Origin of the sequence: Bradyrhizobium sp., assembly GCF_016462955.1 — a bacterium.
Lineage (GTDB): Bacteria > Pseudomonadota > Alphaproteobacteria > Rhizobiales > Xanthobacteraceae > Bradyrhizobium.
In genome coordinates, this window is the sequence record NZ_JAEMSD010000120.1 from 1 (window position 1) to 15657 (window position 15657).

The 15657-nt window shown below is 65.1% G+C and carries 15 protein-coding genes; 8 read left to right on the plus strand and 7 right to left on the minus strand.

Features of this window, described 5'->3' with window-relative positions; translation table 11 throughout:
- On the minus strand, nt 1-777 hold a 777-nt coding region (locus JHD07_RS14930; RefSeq protein WP_291623418.1), incomplete at its 3' end, for a nitronate monooxygenase.
- Nucleotides 778-830: 53 nt separating this feature from the next.
- Here JHD07_RS14930 and JHD07_RS14935 point away from each other — a divergent pair.
- On the plus strand, nt 831-1721 hold the full coding sequence (locus tag JHD07_RS14935) for a LysR family transcriptional regulator (protein ID WP_291623420.1): 891 nt from the start codon (nt 831-833) through the stop codon (nt 1719-1721).
- Between the two features lie 182 nt (nt 1722-1903).
- The gene (locus tag JHD07_RS14940; RefSeq protein WP_291623421.1) at nt 1904-2839 is read left to right on the plus strand and encodes a cyclase family protein; all 936 of its coding nucleotides are present in this window, start codon (nt 1904-1906) and stop codon (nt 2837-2839) included.
- 89 nt (nt 2840-2928) lie between these two features.
- On the opposite strand, the gene JHD07_RS14945 is transcribed toward JHD07_RS14940, so the two are convergent.
- Together JHD07_RS14945 and JHD07_RS14950 are read right to left on the minus strand one after the other, a co-directional pair.
- A complete protein-coding gene (locus JHD07_RS14945; protein WP_291623422.1) occupies nt 2929-5145 on the minus strand; it encodes a DNA/RNA non-specific endonuclease in 2217 nt (738 codons plus the stop codon).
- Between the two features lie 273 nt (nt 5146-5418).
- A complete protein-coding gene (locus tag JHD07_RS14950) occupies nt 5419-5646 on the minus strand; it encodes a hypothetical protein (RefSeq protein WP_291623423.1) in 228 nt (75 codons plus the stop codon).
- Between the two features lie 46 nt (nt 5647-5692).
- Here JHD07_RS14950 and ruvX point away from each other — a divergent pair, with 46 nt between their 5' ends.
- Together ruvX and JHD07_RS14960 are read left to right on the plus strand one after the other, a co-directional pair.
- Nucleotides 5693-6184, plus strand: a complete 492-nt coding sequence (gene ruvX, locus JHD07_RS14955) for a Holliday junction resolvase RuvX (protein WP_291623425.1) — start codon at nt 5693-5695, stop codon at nt 6182-6184.
- Nucleotides 6185-6187: 3 nt separating this feature from the next.
- On the plus strand, nt 6188-7111 hold the full coding sequence (locus tag JHD07_RS14960) for an AEC family transporter (protein WP_291623427.1): 924 nt from the start codon (nt 6188-6190) through the stop codon (nt 7109-7111).
- Here JHD07_RS14960 and JHD07_RS14965 read toward each other — a convergent pair.
- The 4 genes from JHD07_RS14965 to JHD07_RS14980 all read right to left on the minus strand — a co-directional run bounded on the left by JHD07_RS14965 (nt 7108) and on the right by JHD07_RS14980 (nt 11970).
- Nucleotides 7108-7872 carry a type II CAAX endopeptidase family protein gene (locus JHD07_RS14965; protein WP_291623429.1) on the minus strand — a complete coding sequence of 255 codons (765 nt, stop codon included), beginning with the start codon at nt 7870-7872 and terminating at the stop codon, nt 7108-7110. The two genes, JHD07_RS14960 and JHD07_RS14965, sit on opposite strands and share 4 nt — an antisense overlap.
- A gap of 185 nt (nt 7873-8057) precedes the next feature.
- Entirely contained in the window at nt 8058-9701 is a 1644-nt protein-coding gene (locus tag JHD07_RS14970; protein ID WP_291623431.1) for an acyl-CoA dehydrogenase family protein, read from the minus strand.
- A 95-nt stretch (nt 9702-9796) separates the two neighbouring features.
- Complete coding sequence (locus JHD07_RS14975) at nt 9797-10570, minus strand: M15 family metallopeptidase (RefSeq protein WP_291623433.1); 774 nt, start codon at nt 10568-10570, stop codon at nt 9797-9799.
- The gene (locus JHD07_RS14980; RefSeq protein WP_291623435.1) at nt 10567-11970 is read right to left on the minus strand and encodes a caspase family protein; all 1404 of its coding nucleotides are present in this window, start codon (nt 11968-11970) and stop codon (nt 10567-10569) included. The genes JHD07_RS14975 and JHD07_RS14980 overlap by 4 nt, the downstream gene beginning before the upstream one ends.
- Nucleotides 11971-12131: 161 nt before the next feature.
- Here JHD07_RS14980 and JHD07_RS14985 point away from each other — a divergent pair, with 161 nt between their 5' ends.
- The 4 genes from JHD07_RS14985 to JHD07_RS15000 form a co-directional block, all read left to right on the plus strand.
- Nucleotides 12132-13079: an aspartate carbamoyltransferase catalytic subunit gene (locus tag JHD07_RS14985; protein ID WP_028181359.1), complete on the plus strand. Its 948-nt coding sequence runs from the start codon at nt 12132-12134 to the stop codon at nt 13077-13079.
- Nucleotides 13080-13084: 5 nt separating this feature from the next.
- Complete coding sequence (locus tag JHD07_RS14990; RefSeq protein ID WP_291623444.1) at nt 13085-14386, plus strand: dihydroorotase; 1302 nt, start codon at nt 13085-13087, stop codon at nt 14384-14386.
- A gap of 47 nt (nt 14387-14433) precedes the next feature.
- Nucleotides 14434-15030, plus strand: coding sequence for a glycerol-3-phosphate 1-O-acyltransferase PlsY (gene plsY, locus JHD07_RS14995; RefSeq protein WP_291623439.1), 597 nt, complete (start codon nt 14434-14436; stop codon nt 15028-15030).
- Nucleotides 15031-15178: 148 nt separating this feature from the next.
- Nucleotides 15179-15657, plus strand: a 479-nt coding sequence (locus tag JHD07_RS15000; RefSeq protein WP_291623441.1) for a patatin-like phospholipase family protein, incomplete at its 3' end; no start/stop codon positions are given.

Below are 15657 nucleotides of genomic sequence, written 5' to 3' on the forward strand. Positions count from 1 at the left end.
CAGGCACCGCCCGGTAAACGGCGCCGGCCAGACATTGTTGCGGGAGAGATCGAACACGATCCCGCGCACCGACGAGCCGCTGCTGGCCGCGCAGATGCGCCGCTTGGCCTCCTCCGCGCCGTCGGCCTCCTGGCTCGCATAGAAGCGGGTGCCGAGCAGCACGCCGGTCGCGCCGAGCATCATCATGGCGGCGAGCCCGCGCCCATCGGCGATCCCGCCGGCCGCCACCACCGGCACACGGCCTGCGGCGAGATCGACGATCGCCGGCACGAGATCGACGGTGGTGCGCGAGGCGCCATGACCGCCCGCCTCCGTTCCTTGCGCGATCAGGATGTCGGCCCCGGCCTCGAGCGCCTGCCGCGCCATCGCCTCGTCCTGCACCTGGCAGATCAGGCGCGCGCCAGCCGCCTTGATCTGCGCCGCGAACGGCGCCGGATCGCCGAACGACAACATGATCGCGGATGGTCTCGCGGCAAGCGCGATGTCGAGAAGCTCGGGCCGCCTGGCGAGGCTCCAGGTGATGAAGCCGATGCCGAAGGGAGCCGACAAGCCTGCGAGCTTTGCGGTTTCCTGCTCCAGCCAGGTTCGCTCGCCGTATCCGCCGCCGAGAATGCCGAAGCCGCCGGCGCGGCTGACGGCCATGACGAGGCGGCTGCCGGCGATGATGTCCATGGGCGCAAGCAGGATCGGATGTGCGATCCCCAGCAGCGTGGTCAGCGGCGTTGCAATCGACATGGCTCCTCCCCGATGGACAACAACATTAGGCGCGACTAACATTCTTTAAAAATGAATTGTTGCGAACGAAACGATCTGAAAAGCGAAACGCTGCCATGGAACTGAGCGATCTTCAAACCTTTGCCGCCGTTGCTCGTGCGGGCGGCATCACCCGCGCCGCCGCAGAGCTCAACACGGTCCAATCGAATGTCACCCAGCGCGTGAAGGCACTGGAGGCGGAGATCGGCACGGCGCTGTTCGAGCGTCACGCCCGCGGCATGGCGCTGACCGGTGCCGGCAAGCGCCTCCTGCCTTATGCGCAAAAGCTGGCGGCGCTGTCGCGCGAAGCGCTGCTTGCCGCACGCGACGATGGCGAGCCGAAAGGCCCGCTCGCGATCGGCTCGATGGAGACGACGGCAGCCGTGCGCCTGCCGCCGCTGCTGGCGGATTTCCATCGCAATTGTCCCGCCGTGCGACTCTCCTTGCGCACCGCGCCGACCGCCGATCTCGTCGCCGGCGTGCTCGACGGCACGCTCGACGGCGCCTTCGTCGCCGGCCCCATTACGCATGACGACCTCATGGCCACGAGCGCCTTCCGCGAGGAGCTGGTGCTGGTCAGCGCGCGGCGCTGGGCTTCACTGGCCGAGCTGCGCGCCGGCACGCCGGAGTCGGGGCCGACTGCACTCGTGTTCCGCACCGGCTGCACCTATCGTCAGCGGCTCGAACAGGTGTTCACCGAATTCGGCTGGCCGTCAGCCGCACGCTTCGAGCTCGGCACGCTCGACGGCATGATCGGTTGCGTCGCCGCCGACATGGGTGTGACGCTGCTGCCGCGTGCAGTGGTGGAATGCAGCGCGATGAGCGGCAGCGTCTCGATCCACACGCTGAGCCCGTCGCATGCGCGCGTCGAGACACTGTTCATCCAGCGCCGCGCGGGACATCAAACCAGCGCGCTTCGAAGCTTTGTCGAGGGCCTCATGAAGGACGACGAAATCATCGCGGCCTGAAACGACACAACGTTCCACTCCACGAAATTCGTCACAAATCCTTCGCGATGCAGTCTGCCGCCGCAGCGCACCACATCGAAAAGCTTTGAAGCCCGCGATCATTCTACGTTAGGATGACTGGCTGGCCAGCGCAAAACCATAACGAAGCCGTACATCGGCAAGAAACATCGGGAGGACTATCGATGCGCAATACGCTCGTGTTGTGCTGTGTCGCTGCGTTGTCGGCGATCTCAGGAACAGCAAATGCCCAGGACTGGACCAAGTCGAAATGGGGGCCGAACGACGAGATCGGCGCCGCCAACTACATGACACCCGAGCTCGTGATGAAGGCGGCATCGCTGGTGAAGACCGGCAAGACCTATGCCCTCGGCATGGCCGTCACGTCGCAGACGCCGGCCTACCCGCCGCGCAGCTACAAGATCACCATCGTGCAGCCGGGACAGGCCGGCAGCCCCGGTCTCGGTCCCAACAAGGCGACTTACAACGACGATATCCTGGACAGCTGGGTCGGTGTCGGCAGCCAGCTCGACGGCCTCGGCCATCTCGGCATCGAGCACGTCTACTACAACGGCAACAAGCTCGCCGACTTTGCCGATCCGACCGGGCTGAAGAAGCTCGGCATCGAGAAGGTCCCGCCAATGGTCACCCGCGGCGTCCTGCTCGACATGGCCGCCTACTTCAAGACCGACGTCGTGAAGGAAGGTACCGCCTTCAACGTCAAGGAGATCGAGGAAGCCGCCAAGCAGCAGAACGTCGAGATCCGCCAGGGCGACGTCGTCATCTTCCACACCGGCTGGCTCAGCCTGGTCGGTAAGGACGACAAGCGCTATTCGGCCGGCGAGCCCGGGCTCGGCGTCGAGGGTGCGAAATATCTCACCGGCAAGGGCGTCGTCGCCGTCGGCGCCGACACCTGGGGACTCGAAGTGCTGCCGTTCGAATCCAAGAATGTGTTCGAGGTGCACCAGATCCTGCTCGCGATGAACGGGACCTACATCCTCGAAAACATGGACACCGCCGCGCTCGCCCGCGACAAGGGCTATGAGTTCCTGTTCGTGCTGGGACAGCCGCGCTGGACCGGCGGCGTGCAGGCAATGATCAACCCGATCGCGATCCGCTGACACCCGATAAAGGGCCTCGAAGAAAGCCGGGTGAGGACTTGCAGTGGCTCCATCGAGAGCATTGCTTGCCCTCACCCGCCCCACGCACTTCAGGTTCGAATGTCCTCGTAGGACTTGATCAGACGCGGGCCGATCGACGTCGCCTCGTGCGAGTCCGCGTCGCCCAGGCTGCCGAAGTCGAGCTTGGTCAATTTCGCCAGATCCGCGATCGACACCTGGAAGACGCTGACGTCCTCCTCGGACATCCGCTCGAACACATCGGCCTCCTGGATCCGGTCGATCTCCATGACCTGCTTGCGCTGGCTCATCAGGAACGCCGCGGCCTTGAGTCCGTCTTCGTTGCGCCGGATCAGTATCTTCCAGAAGTATTTTGGAATCTGAACGCCGCCGAAACTCGGGTCCTTGTGCGGTCGTCCGGAAGAATTAGGCAGATCGGATTCGTCGGCATCCGGTCCGTCGAATACCGGACCATTCATCACGATACCCTTCTCCTCGCCTTCGAGCAGGACATCGCGCGTGTAGTCCTCCAATCCCGCCCAGAGCTGCTTGCCTTGGTTGAACGAGAAGAACTGCGGCGAGCAATTGGTGAAATGGAAGGAATCGTCGCCGTGCTGCTTGGCCGCGGCGACGGTGTCGCCCCAGGTTGCGTCGAGGCGGCGCACCAGATGACCGCGGTCGAAGGGATTCTTGCTGCGATCCGCCTCGAACGTCGCCTGCCTGCGATAGAACTCGTTGCCAATCTGGGCATCGTCGTCGATGCGCGGATCGCGCAGCCAGGAATCGCCTTCACGCTTGCCGACGTCCTGCTGCTTGCCACCGTCGATGTTCACGCAGCTGAAGAAGGCGAGCCTGCGCTGCTTGTTCATGACCACGCTGTAGTTGAAATATTTGAGCTCGAACTGCCTGGAGCTTCCCTTGAGCATCGCGATCCGGGGCTTGAGGGCGGACGGAATCTTCGGCAAGGGGACCGAGAATCTCCCAGTGCCGAGAAAATTCGCCTTGTATCCGGGACGCGATTTCAACGTGCTCTGATCGATATGCACGGCCTCCATGGGCAGGCCGTTCCTCGGACTGATGTGAGGCAGGAGAACAGCCGGTCGGGCGATCAGCGCCTTGCCACCGTTGGACATGCCGCGGTTTGGTGAACCTCCGTTACCTCCCTCCGAACCCGGCGCGGGGGCGACCGGAGCCATTGGGATTTCCCTCCTGAAAATCGGCAATGGCACGCGGATCGGAACCACAAGCGATGTGCCGTCGAGGGAGTGCTCGACCCAGACATTGGTGCCGAATGCAGGCGCGGTCTCCGGCGGGCGGACTTTCGTCCTTTCTTGCCGGACCGGCGGCTCTTCCTCATCCAAAACCGGCTTGATCAAGGGGTGGGAACCGACGGCCACCTTGAGGTCGGCCACGATCGCGCTGATGCGGATGCCTTCGTTGGCGATCCAATCGATCGAGGATTCGTCCATCGAGGGCTTCCACACCTTGCCATCCTTGGTCAGGATGCGGCCCTGCCCATCTTTCCGCGGAACGCCACTGTGGTGCAGCGCGACCGCCTGCCAAAAGCGGTTGAACGCGGGCGACCCCGACGACCCAGCCGTCGTGTCGGTGTTGTACCAGAGGAAGTCCCCGACATATTTGAGCAGCTTGTTCTCCCGGACGCAGACCTGCTTCATCTGCCCGCTGGGATGCTGCACGATGGTGAGATACTCGCCCGGGTCCGCCTTGCCGGGCGCGTCGCTCAGCGGCAGCCAGCCCCAGTCCTCGAGATCTTCGTGGCCCGACAGCGAGGTCGGGGCTACGGCGACGACAGAAAAATCCAGCCTGTCATTGGTGTAGAAGAACCTGCCCGGCTCAAATCCAAACCTCACCGGCGCGCGCTCTTGTCCCGTCATGTCCAGTTCGTAGTCGAAATCGGCAATCGAATTGGCAGCGTCCGCCGGCTTGCCGAAGACGTGATGGTTCGTCAGCAGCAGGCCGGGCCCGATCAGAAAGCCCGAGCCATAGCCGAGCAGATTCGACTTCAGATCCCTGAGCTGAATACGGCAGACCGAGCGTGCGGCGGCCATCCCCTTGGCGAGATAATTGATGCTGTCGAGATCATTGCCCTGGATGATCCGCTCCAGGCCGATCTCGGCCTTTGCCACGTCCCCCGTCTCGGCCAGCAGCTGGCGCTGGCGCAAGCGCATCCTCTCGACGGACATGTCGATCGGGCCGTCGCCCAGTTTCCGGTTCAGGGCGTCTGGTGAGAACTCGGCTTGCTTGAATCGCCTTTCGGAGCCCGCGATGAGGCTTGGCTTGATCAGCATCAGAACCTCTCAAAATGGCTGAGCAAATGTCGGACGTAGCCGGCGCCTCAAAATCTGCGCCAAGGTTGCCAGCGGACCCGACTGCCGGTCGCTGGCGATCATTCTGGAAATCGGGGTACGCACCCCACTCTACCTATACATACATAAATACAGCGCAACAATCAGAGGGTCAATTGACAGGCCCCGCTGAGGACGCGACATCATGCCATGGCCGGTGACGTCGCCCGTGTGAGATTTGCCACAAATGACCGCTGCATTTGTGCTTGGTCATCTTCACGCGCTACGTCCTGTCACCTTCAGCCGCCATCGCCGCAGCGCGACGATGGACCAGATCGCCTCGACGAGGCCGAACGGCCAGGCCCCCTGCAGGAAGCCATAGGCCGAGCCGAGCGCGCACGAGGCCGCGAACAGCAGCACGAACCAATGGCTGCGATCTTCCAGGGCATAGCAGACCAGCATCGCCGTGACGGCGAACAGGCCGAATAATGTCAGCGCATCCATGTTCCGGGTTCACTCCGCAGCGCGACGCGTGATATGCGCTAACGCCATGCCGGCTGTTATCCTGCCTCTCGTCGATGCTGCAACCCATTGGCCCGCGCGCGGCGCGCTGGTCGGGCTCGATCTCGGCACCAAGACCATCGGCGTTGCCGTGTCCGACCCCGATCGTCGGCTTGCGACCGGTGTAGAGACCATCTCCCGCAAGGCGTTCAAGCAGGACGCCGCGCGCCTGATAGCAATTGCGGCCGAGCGCAAGGCGGTCGGCTTCGTGCTCGGCCTGCCCATCAACATGGACGGCAGCGAAGGGCCGCGCGCGCAATCGACCCGCGCCTTCGCCCGCAACCTCGCCGCCCTGACCGCGCTTCCCATCGGTCTGTGGGACGAGCGCCTCTCGACAGCTGCGGTCGAGCGCGAGCTGATCGGCATGGACGTGAGCCGCGCCAAGCGGGCCGAGGTGATCGATGAGCACGCCGCGATCTTTATCCTGCAAGGCGCGCTCGACCGCCTCGCCAATCTTCGCGCCAGCCCGGGACCGCACTGATTCATGGCCGTCGTCATCGCGGCATTGCTGCCGGTCTTCATCCTCATCGTGCTCGGAATCGTGCTGAAGCGCAGCCTGATGCGGCTCGAAACGCAATGGCACGGGCTGGAGCAGCTAACCTATTTTGTGCTGTTCCCGATGCTGTTGATCCAGACCCTGGTCAAGGCCGACCTGTCCAAGGTGCCGGTCGCCGGCGTCGGCGGCGCGCTGCTGCTGTCGGCGCTGGCGATGTCGCTCCTGTGCCTTGCGCTACGCCCTGCGCTTTCGCGGCTAGGCATCGACGGCCCGGCCTTTACCTCGATCTTCCAGGGCGCGACGCGCTGGCAGACCTTCGTTGCCCTGTCGATCGCCGCCAATCTATTCGGCGACGTCGGGTTGGCGCTCGCCTCCGTGGCGATGGTGGCGATCATCCCGCTTGTCAACGTGTTCAGCGTCTCGGTGCTCGCTCGTTACGCCTCGCCGGAAAAGCAATCCGGCCGCGCCATCGTCATGACATTGGTGCGCAATCCCTTGATCTGGGCCTGCATCATCGGCCTTACCGTCAATGTCACCCACCTGCCGCTGCCAAGGCTCTGGCATGAGGTTGCAGACGCGCTCGGCAGTTCCTCCCTCGCCATCGGCCTGCTCGTCACGGGCGCGGGGCTGCATCTCGAAGGGCTCTTCCGTCCAAGCCTCGGCGCAGCCGTCGGCGTCGTTTTCAAGCTCTTGCTGATGCCCGCGCTCGCAATGGGGCTCGGTCTCTGGTTCGGGCTGTCCGGCAGCAGCCTCACAATCGTGGCGATCTGCTCGGCGGTGCCGACCTCGTCCAGCGCCTATGTCCTGGCGCGCCAGATGGGCGGCGACGCCCCGCTATTGGCGCAGATCATCACGCTGCAGACGATCTTTGCAGCCATTACGATGCCGATCGCGATCGGGTTGGCGGCCTAGTTCCCCAACCACATCGTCAGCACCACGGCTGTCAGATTGTTCAGCGCATGCAGCACGATGGTGAGCCAGAGCGAACCCGCGCGATAACGCATGTAGCCGAACCAGAGCCCGATAGCGAAAACCTCGGCGAGGAAGTACAGGTCGTATTGCAGGTGGACGATTGTCCAGACCAGCGACGACAGCAGGATCGCACCGGGTATGCGCAGGAAGCTCGCCGACCAGCCGCGATAAAGGAAGCCCCGCGCCAGAATCTCTTCCGACGCCGGCGCGGCCACGCTGAAGGCGAACAGAAGCAGCAGCGCAGCGCCCTTGTCGCGTCCCGATTTCAACAGATCGGTCATGAACCCCGGCGTCGCCTCGCGGCCGAGCGCGCGCGACATCGTTTCCCAGATCAGAACGATCAGGATGAGGCCGACGACGCCGAACAGTAGTTGTTTCCAGGACGGCCAATGCAGCGCGAGATAATCGACGAAGGAAGCCTTCTTGATGCGGATGGCGATCCAGACCGCGGCTAGCGTCGCCGGCAAGCCCATGATCACCGAAAGCGCAAGCGTCTGGGGCTCGCGGCCGACGACCTGCAGGGAAGCCAGCTCCATGGGCAGACCACGCTGCACCGCCACGAGAAGGACGGCCCCGATCTGCCCGACGAACATCGCAACGAAGATGAAGAGGCCCCACAGCGCGGTGCCCCAGAACTTCCAGACGGGTGGCGCCGCAGGGGTCTCGGCCAGCGGGGGATGATCGGGATTGAGGGAATCCATCAGGAGGCTTTCGTTAGGTAGCGCAAACTATCGAGAGATCGTCATGCCCGGGCTTGTCCCGCCTGCGCGGCCGAAGCCGCTTCGGCGCGGCGAAGGCCCGGGCATCCACGTTCTTCGTGCCGCGCAGCAAGACGTGGATGGCCGGGTCAGGCCCGGCCGTGACGTTGTAGAGAGACCGTCCCCACTCACGGCAGCGCCCGTTCCAGCAGCGCACGCACGTCGCCGCTACCCAGCTCCACCGCGCCGTACATGCTGGCGTGATCGGCCGCGAGGCGCGTTGCCGCGAACAGTTCGGCCTGGCGCGGCGACACGCCATTGAGAGCCGCGGCCGCCGCGAGCAGCGCCAGCTTTTCGACCGCAAGCCGCGCGATCTGCTCGCCGTCGGTGCGGCGGAAAGTCTTGCCGATGAACGCGGCCGCCTCTCCCGCACCAGGCAACCCCTTGGTGTCGGCGGCCAGCGCTTGCAGTACCGTCGTCGCCGCATCCGGCTCGCGCGAGAGCGCGCGCAGCACGTCGAGGCACATCACGTTGCCCGAGCCTTCCCAGATCGCGTTGACCGGCGCCTCCCGGTAATGGCGCGCCAGGATGCCGTCCTCGACATAGCCGTTGCCGCCGAGGCACTCCATCGCCTCAAAGAGGAACGGCGGCGCGCTCTTGCAGGTCCAGTATTTGATTGCAGGCGTGAGCAGCCGCATGTAGGCGGCCTCCCCCGTATCATGGGGCGTGCGGTCGAAGGCGCGGCAGAGCCGCATCACCAGCGCCGTGCTGGCCTCGACGTGCAGCGCCATGTCCGACAGAACGGCCTGCATCAGGGGCTGATCGGCCAGATGCTTCTGGAACACGCTGCGGTGACGGGCGTGATGCAGCGCATGCGCAAGTCCGGAACGCATCAGCCCGACGGAGGCGATCGCGCAATCCTGCCGTGTCAGCTGCACCATCTGGATAATGGTGCGGATGCCCTTGCCCTCCTCGCCGACCCGTTCGGCGTAAGCGCCTGTGAACTCGACCTCGGATGACGCATTGGAGCGATTGCCGAGCTTGTCCTTCAGCCGCTGGAACTGGATGGCGTTGATAGATCCATCCGGCGTGAAGCGCGGCATGAAGAAACAGGTCAGCCCCTGCTCGGCCTGCGCCAGCACCAGGAACGCATCGCACATCGGCGCCGACATGAACCATTTATGCCCGGTGATGCGATAGGCGTCCCCGTCGCGCACCGCACGGGTCATGTTGGCGCGCACATCGGTGCCGCCCTGCTTCTCGGTCATGCCCATGCCGAGCGTCATGCCGCGCTTGCCCCACCACGGCGCGAAGCCGGGATCGTAGCTCTTCGTCGCCAGCACCGGCATCACGCGCGCCAGCAAGTCGGGCTGCATCGCCAGCGCACCGACCGAGGCGCGCGTCATTGTGATCGGACAGAGGTGGCCGGTCTCGACCTGCGCGGCCATATAGAACTTTGCGGCACGAATGACCTCGGCGGCATCTCCCGCGGGTTTGCCGCTCGCCGTCCACGTCGAATTATGCACGCCGGCATGCGCGCTGTGCGCCATCAATTCGTGATAAGCGGGGTGAAACTCGACCTGGTCGCGGCGATTGCCTTTTGCGTCGAACGTGCGCAGCTTCGGTGTGTTCTCGTTCGCGAGGCGCCCGCGATCGGCCATCGCCGCCGAGCCCCATTGCGTGCCGAACGCAGACAGCTCGCGTTCCGCCGCCGCGCCGCCATTGGCCCTGACAGCCTCGACCAGCGGCCGATCCACGGTGAACAGGTCGACGTCCTCGAACGGCGGCGACTGGTTGAAGACCTCGTGGGTCGCAAGGCTCGGCTGGGTCATGGGGCTTCCATCGAATCTATCTCGGCTCGGGCAGTACACCTCTCCCCTTGGGAGAGGTGTACACATCCGCGACTCCTTCCGTCTCAATTTGAACTCTACCTCGTCCGCGGCTGGATCGGGAAATCATAGGCCGCCCCGCCCGCCCCCGGCAGGGAAAAATGCCACCACTCCTTCGAATAGTTCACAAAGCCTTGCCTGGCCATCGCAGCCACCAGCCGCTTGCGCCAGGTGCGCTGCTCCGGAGTGATCGATGGTGCCGCAGTGTGCCCCTTCGGGTCGGTGCAGTCGTAGCCGGTGCCCATGTCGACGCTGCCCTCGGGCGCACGCGCCTCGACCGGCGCCGTGCAATCGGCGTATGACTTCGACGGATCATATCTGGCGGAATTGTCGGCCTTGAGGTCGACCAGCGTGAGATCGAGCGCAGCTCCGGTCGAATGCTGCGAACGGCTGGCGATGTAGCCGAGCCGGAACAGCTCGGTCTTCGGGATTCTCGGGTTGTAGCGCCGCTCGGCCACCGTCTCGTGACCGTTCTGCGACCACTTCACCATGTCGAGCGAGGCCCGCGCCGGCCGGTAGCAGTCGAACATCTTCAGCGACAGGTTCTGTGCCGCCAGTTCCTGCTGGACCGCCTTCAGCCGCTGCCCGACCTCGCGCTTCACCACGCATTCACCGGCATTGTACCCGGCGAGCGGACGGCCGACGAAATTGTTCGCCGTGGCGTAGCGGATATCCTGGATGATGCTGGGGTCGATGTCGCGCAGATAGACGAAATCGCCCGGCAACGTCTGCGCCCGCGCCGGCGCGAACACGGATGCTGCAAGCAGCACGACCAGCGCCACGCGCGCCGCGATTCCGGTCCTTGCGGTCATTGCACCGGATCCGAGTTGACCAGAAGCTTGGTGATCGCGGTGTCCGTGTATTTGTTGCCGGCCCAGACGTCGTCGATGATGAACTGCATCCAATAAGTCGACACTGGAGGCCGCAACGACAGCAATTGCGCCGACAGCTTGTCGTCGAGAATGAAGATCTGCGACTCGCCGCCCGAGAACAGCACGCGGATCTGGCGGACCCTGTTGTTCTTGGCGAAGATGTCGGGGCTTTTCTGGTAGCCGTTCTGCACATGGATCGATTTGACCCGCCGCAGGGCTTCGAACTCGATCGTGATCCATTCGCCGATGCCGTTGCCCGAGGCGCCCTCGACCCAGGCCGTCCCTGTCGAGCCGTCGAACAAGTTCACCGCGCCGTATGAATTGCCGTATTGCGGCTTGAGCATCGAGCTGACGCAATAGGTCTCGAATCCGTTGCGCGCGCAGCTTTCGCCCGCCGCGGAGGGACGCAGTGGACGCATGGTCGCGCGCTCCGCGACCGCAGGCTTTGCCGGCGGCTTGATCAGCATGCCCGCCATCGGCCGCTCCGACGACGGCGGCGCCGCGAGATAGATGCGCCCGCCGAGCGTCTGATCGTAATACGCCGGCGTCTGCTCGTGCGGCACGGGCTGGCCGCCCTCGTCGCTCGCCGTCAGCGCCAGCGCCGCCACGCGCTCGCGCACCTCGACCGCGAGGTCGCCGAGATGCAGCTCGGGCCGCTTCAACTGCTCGACGAATATCCGCGTGAACACCGAATTGTGCGCCGTGTCGTTGCTGCCGAGCCGGTCGAGCGCGGTCTGGCCGATCCCGGCGGAATAGAGCGTAAAGATCCCGCGCGCCGGCTTCGCATCGGCAAGCCCCCGCGTATAGCCGATCGAACGGCCGGCGGCGCGGGGAAACGGATTGTCGCGGCAGGCATCGATGACGACGAAGGCGACCCGCACCGATTTCGCCTGAAGCTCGGCAATCACGTCGGGCTCCGCGATCGAGGCGCCGCGCACCCGCGCTTCGGCTCCCTCGGTGACGGTGGGAACATCGCTCGGCACCAGGTAGTTCACGCCCGCGATCGCAACCCCATGCCCGGCATAGAACACCGCGGCGGTATCGCCCGGCTCGAGCCGGGCGGTGAAATCCGCGAGCCGGTCGATCATGCCCTGGCGGCCAAGATTGGTTCCCAGCACGATCTCAAATCCGAGCGACTTCAGCGCGTCCGCCACCGTCGTTGCATCATTGGCAGCCTTCTTCAACTGCCGGTCGGCCGGCAGGTTCGGATAGCGATCATTGCCGATCACGAGCGCCACGCGCTTCTCGGCCGACGCCGGTGCCACCAGGCCGAACAGGCAAACGCCCGCCAGCGCGGCAACATTGCGCGCGAGTCGACTAAAATACCGCCTGCCCGTCATGATCCAGCCCGTGACGCAACGAATGGCAGGAGTCTAGCGCAAAGCAACTGCCCCGAACACAGGCGGGCTGCACCCTCCAGCCGCAGAGCGCCGTGGATAAGTCCAGGTGAGGGAATTGAAGCTTGCTCCCCCCGCCATCCGCCCCTATAGCTCTGCTTTTAATGACATCGAAATCGACCTTCGTCCTCGGCCACCGGCATTTGCTGGGCATCGAGGGCCTTTCCGCGGCCGACATCAGCGGCCTCCTCGACCTGTCCGAAGAATATGTCGAGGTCAACCGACAGGTTGACAAGAAGCGCACCGTCCTGCGTGGACGGACGCAGGTGAACCTCTTCTTCGAGGCCTCCACCCGGACCCAGTCCTCGTTCGAGCTTGCGGGCAAACGGCTCGGGGCCGACGTCATGAACATGTCGGTATCCTCGTCCTCGATCCGCAAGGGCGAGACGCTGATCGACACCGCCGTGACACTGAACGCGATGCACCCTGACATCCTGGTGGTGCGCCATCACGCCTCGGGCGCGGTGGAACTGCTGGCGCGCAAGGTTGACGGTTCCGTGATCAATGCCGGCGACGGCGCGCACGAGCATCCGACGCAGGCGCTGCTCGACGCGCTCACCATCCGCCGCAACAAGGGCCGGATCGAAGGCCTCGTGGTCGCGATCTGCGGCGATGTGCTGCATTCGCGTGTCGCCCGCTCCAACATCATCCTGCTCAACACCATGGGCGCCCGCGTCCGCGTCGTCGGCCCTTCCACGCTGCTGCCGACCGGCATCGAGCGGATGGGGGTCGAGGTCATGCGCGACATGCGCGAGGGCCTCGAAGGCGCCGACATCGTCATGATGCTGCGGCTGCAGCGCGAGCGGATGAACGGCTCCTTCGTGCCCTCCTCGTCCGAATACTTCCATTATTTCGGGCTCGACCAGAAGAAGCTCGCCTACGCCAAGCCGGACGCCCTGGTGATGCATCCAGGTCCCATGAACCGCGGCGTGGAGATCGACTCGATCGTGGCCGACGGCGCGCAGTCCCTGATCCGCGAACAGGTGGAGATGGGCGTCGCCGTGCGCATGGCCGTGCTGGAAGCGCTCGCCCGCAACCTGCCGAACGCGTGATGCCCATGCTGACCGACCGCCGCCCCATCCTGCTCGCCAACGCCCGCGTGGTCGATCCCTCCAGGGATTTCGACGGCATCGCCGACGTTCTCATCGCCGACGGCACCATCCGTGAGACCCGCCGCGGCATTGGCGCGGCGGGCGTCCCCGAGGGCACCGACATCCTCAACTGCACCGGCAAGATCGTGGCGCCGGGCCTGATCGACATACGCGCCTTCGTCGGCGAGCCCGGCCTCAGCCACCGCGAGACCTTCGCCTCGGCGAGCCAGGCCGCCGCGACCGGCGGCATCACCACCATCATCTGCCAGCCCGCGACCTCGCCGGTCATCGACAATTCGGCAACCGTCGACTTCGTGATGCGCCGTGCCCGCGACACCGCCATTGTCAACATCCAGCCGATGGCGGCGCTGACCAAGGGTATGCACGGCGCCGAGATGACCGAGTTCGGCCTGTTGAAGGCCGCCGGCGCGGTCGCCTTCAGCGACGGCGACAAGAGCGTGACCAACGCGCAGGTGATGCGCCGCGCGCTCACCTACGCCCGCGACTTCGACGCGCTGATTGTGCATCACACCGAGGATCCCAACCTCGTCGGCGAAGGCGTCATGAACGAGGGCGAGTTTGCGACCCGGCTCGGCCTGATGGGTATCCCGAACGCCGCGGAGGCCGTGATGCTGGAGCGCGACCTGCGCCTCGTCGCCCTCACCGGCGGCCGCTACCACGCAGCCTCGCTCACCTGCATCGATTCCCTCGACATCCTCCAGCGCGCCCGCGATTCCGGGCTCGCCGTCAGCGCCTCGGTCTCGATCAATCATCTGGCGCTGAACGAGAACGACATCGGCCCCTACCGTTCGTTCCTCAAGCTGTCGCCCCCGCTGCGCACCGAGGACGACCGCCGCGCCCTGGTCGCGGCCATCGCCTCCGGCCTGCTCGACGTCATCATGTCCGACCACAATCCGCAGGACGTCGAGGTCAAGCGCCTGCCGTTCGCGGAGGCCGCACCCGGCGCCGTCGGGCTCGAGACCATGCTGCCCGCCGGCCTGCGACTGGTTCATAACGGCGAACTGGAACTGAAGACGCTGATCCGCGCGATGTCGACCCGGCCGGCCGAGCTGCTCGGGCTGCCGGGCGGAACCCTGCGCACCGGCAGCCCCGCGGACGTCATCGTGATCGATCCCGATACGCCCTGGATCGTCGATCCCGCCGACCTCAAATCGCCCTGCAAGAACACCCCGTTCGACGAGGCCCGCTGTACAGGCCGCGTGGTGCGCACCATTGTCGGCGGCCGAACGGTCTACGAGCATGTCTGACGCGCCCGATCGTTCGACATGGAAATCCTGCCATTGGAGCTGCCGCCATGGCGCTTGAAGCATTTCTGCCGGTCGCCTTCGTCATCGGCTACCTGTTCGGCTCAATTCCGTTCGGGCTGATCCTGACCAGGCTCGCCGGCACCCAGGACATCCGCTCGATCGGCTCCGGCAGCATCGGCGCCACCAACGTGCTGCGCACGGGGCGCAAGAGCCTTGCCGCGGGCACCTTGCTGCTCGACGCGCTCAAGGGCACCGCGGCCGTCGTGATCGCCGGCTATATCGGAGGACCCAACGCCGCGATGGTCGCCGGGCTCGGCGCGTTCCTCGGCCATCTGTTTCCGGTTTGGCTGAAGTTCAAAGGCGGCAAGGGAGTCGCGGTCTATATCGGTGTGCTGCTCGGGCTGTTCTGGCCCGGCGCCGTCGTGTTCTGCCTGCTTTGGCTCGCCACCGCCATCACCACCCGTTACTCTTCGCTCTCGGCGCTGGTGGCGGCCTTCATCACGCCGATGTTCCTGTGGTGGTTCGGCCACCTCGCCTTGTCGGCCCTCACGGCGGTGCTGACCCTCATGCTGTTCTACGCGCATCGCGAGAACATCCAGCGACTGCAGGCCGGCAAGGAAAGCCGGATCGGCGAAAAGGCCTGATCCGGGACATCTACGGATACCGAAGCCCCTCTCCGCATTGTATTCAAATCCTGTTTGCAACTCACCGCTGACTCGCGGCTGGGATGGCGAACCGGTGCCATGGCTGTCATCCTGACGGTCGAAATGGCGTTACATGCGGTTGCTCAGAATGAGCGAGAAGAACGACGGGACGCATGACGAAGCTGGCTCGCAGGGGACTGCGGCAAGCCGGCTGCTCTCCACGACCAACATCTGGTCTGTTGCTCCTGCACCGCCTCCAGCGTCAAAGCCCGTGGCCGTTTCGCCGCCGGCACCGCCACCCGCTCCAATCGCCCGACGAGAACCAGCCCTGATCGAAGCCGTAACAGCCGCCGCCCCCGTTGAGCAGGCACGCTCGGCGCAATGGCCGCCGCAACGACTCTCGCTCGCCCTCCAGGGCGGCGGCACCTTCGCCGCCTTCACCTGGGGCGTGCTGGACCGGCTGCTGGAAGAGCCCGATATCGCGATCGACACCATCAGCGGTGCCAGCGCCGGCGCCATCAACGCGCTGCTGCTCGCCTGCGGCCTTGCCGAAGGCGGCCGCGAAGGCGCCCGTTTCCGGTTGAACCGGTTCTGGGTGAGGTTAATGCACGAGGCCTCGTTCCGCTC

Excerpts from the sequence above, each read along its gene's own strand:
- JHD07_RS14945 (WP_291623422.1), bottom strand. The coding sequence starts at position 5,145 with ATGCTGATCAAGCCAAGCCTCATCGCGGGCTCCGAAAGGCGATTCAAG.
- JHD07_RS14935 (WP_291623420.1), top strand. The coding sequence starts at position 831 with ATGGAACTGAGCGATCTTCAAACCTTTGCCGCCGTTGCTCGTGCGGGC.
- JHD07_RS14980 (WP_291623435.1), bottom strand. The coding sequence starts at position 11,970 with ATGACGGGCAGGCGGTATTTTAGTCGACTCGCGCGCAATGTTGCCGCG.
- JHD07_RS14960 (WP_291623427.1), top strand. The coding sequence starts at position 6,188 with ATGGCCGTCGTCATCGCGGCATTGCTGCCGGTCTTCATCCTCATCGTG.
- JHD07_RS14965 (WP_291623429.1), bottom strand. The coding sequence starts at position 7,872 with ATGGATTCCCTCAATCCCGATCATCCCCCGCTGGCCGAGACCCCTGCG.
- JHD07_RS14990 (WP_291623444.1), top strand. The coding sequence starts at position 13,085 with ATGCTGACCGACCGCCGCCCCATCCTGCTCGCCAACGCCCGCGTGGTC.
- JHD07_RS14950 (WP_291623423.1), bottom strand. The coding sequence starts at position 5,646 with ATGGATGCGCTGACATTATTCGGCCTGTTCGCCGTCACGGCGATGCTG.
- JHD07_RS14970 (WP_291623431.1), bottom strand. The coding sequence starts at position 9,701 with ATGACCCAGCCGAGCCTTGCGACCCACGAGGTCTTCAACCAGTCGCCG.
- plsY (WP_291623439.1), top strand. The coding sequence starts at position 14,434 with ATGGCGCTTGAAGCATTTCTGCCGGTCGCCTTCGTCATCGGCTACCTG.
- JHD07_RS14940 (WP_291623421.1), top strand. The coding sequence starts at position 1,904 with ATGCGCAATACGCTCGTGTTGTGCTGTGTCGCTGCGTTGTCGGCGATC.
- ruvX (WP_291623425.1), top strand. The coding sequence starts at position 5,693 with ATGCCGGCTGTTATCCTGCCTCTCGTCGATGCTGCAACCCATTGGCCC.
- JHD07_RS14975 (WP_291623433.1), bottom strand. The coding sequence starts at position 10,570 with ATGACCGCAAGGACCGGAATCGCGGCGCGCGTGGCGCTGGTCGTGCTG.
- JHD07_RS14985 (WP_028181359.1), top strand. The coding sequence starts at position 12,132 with ATGACATCGAAATCGACCTTCGTCCTCGGCCACCGGCATTTGCTGGGC.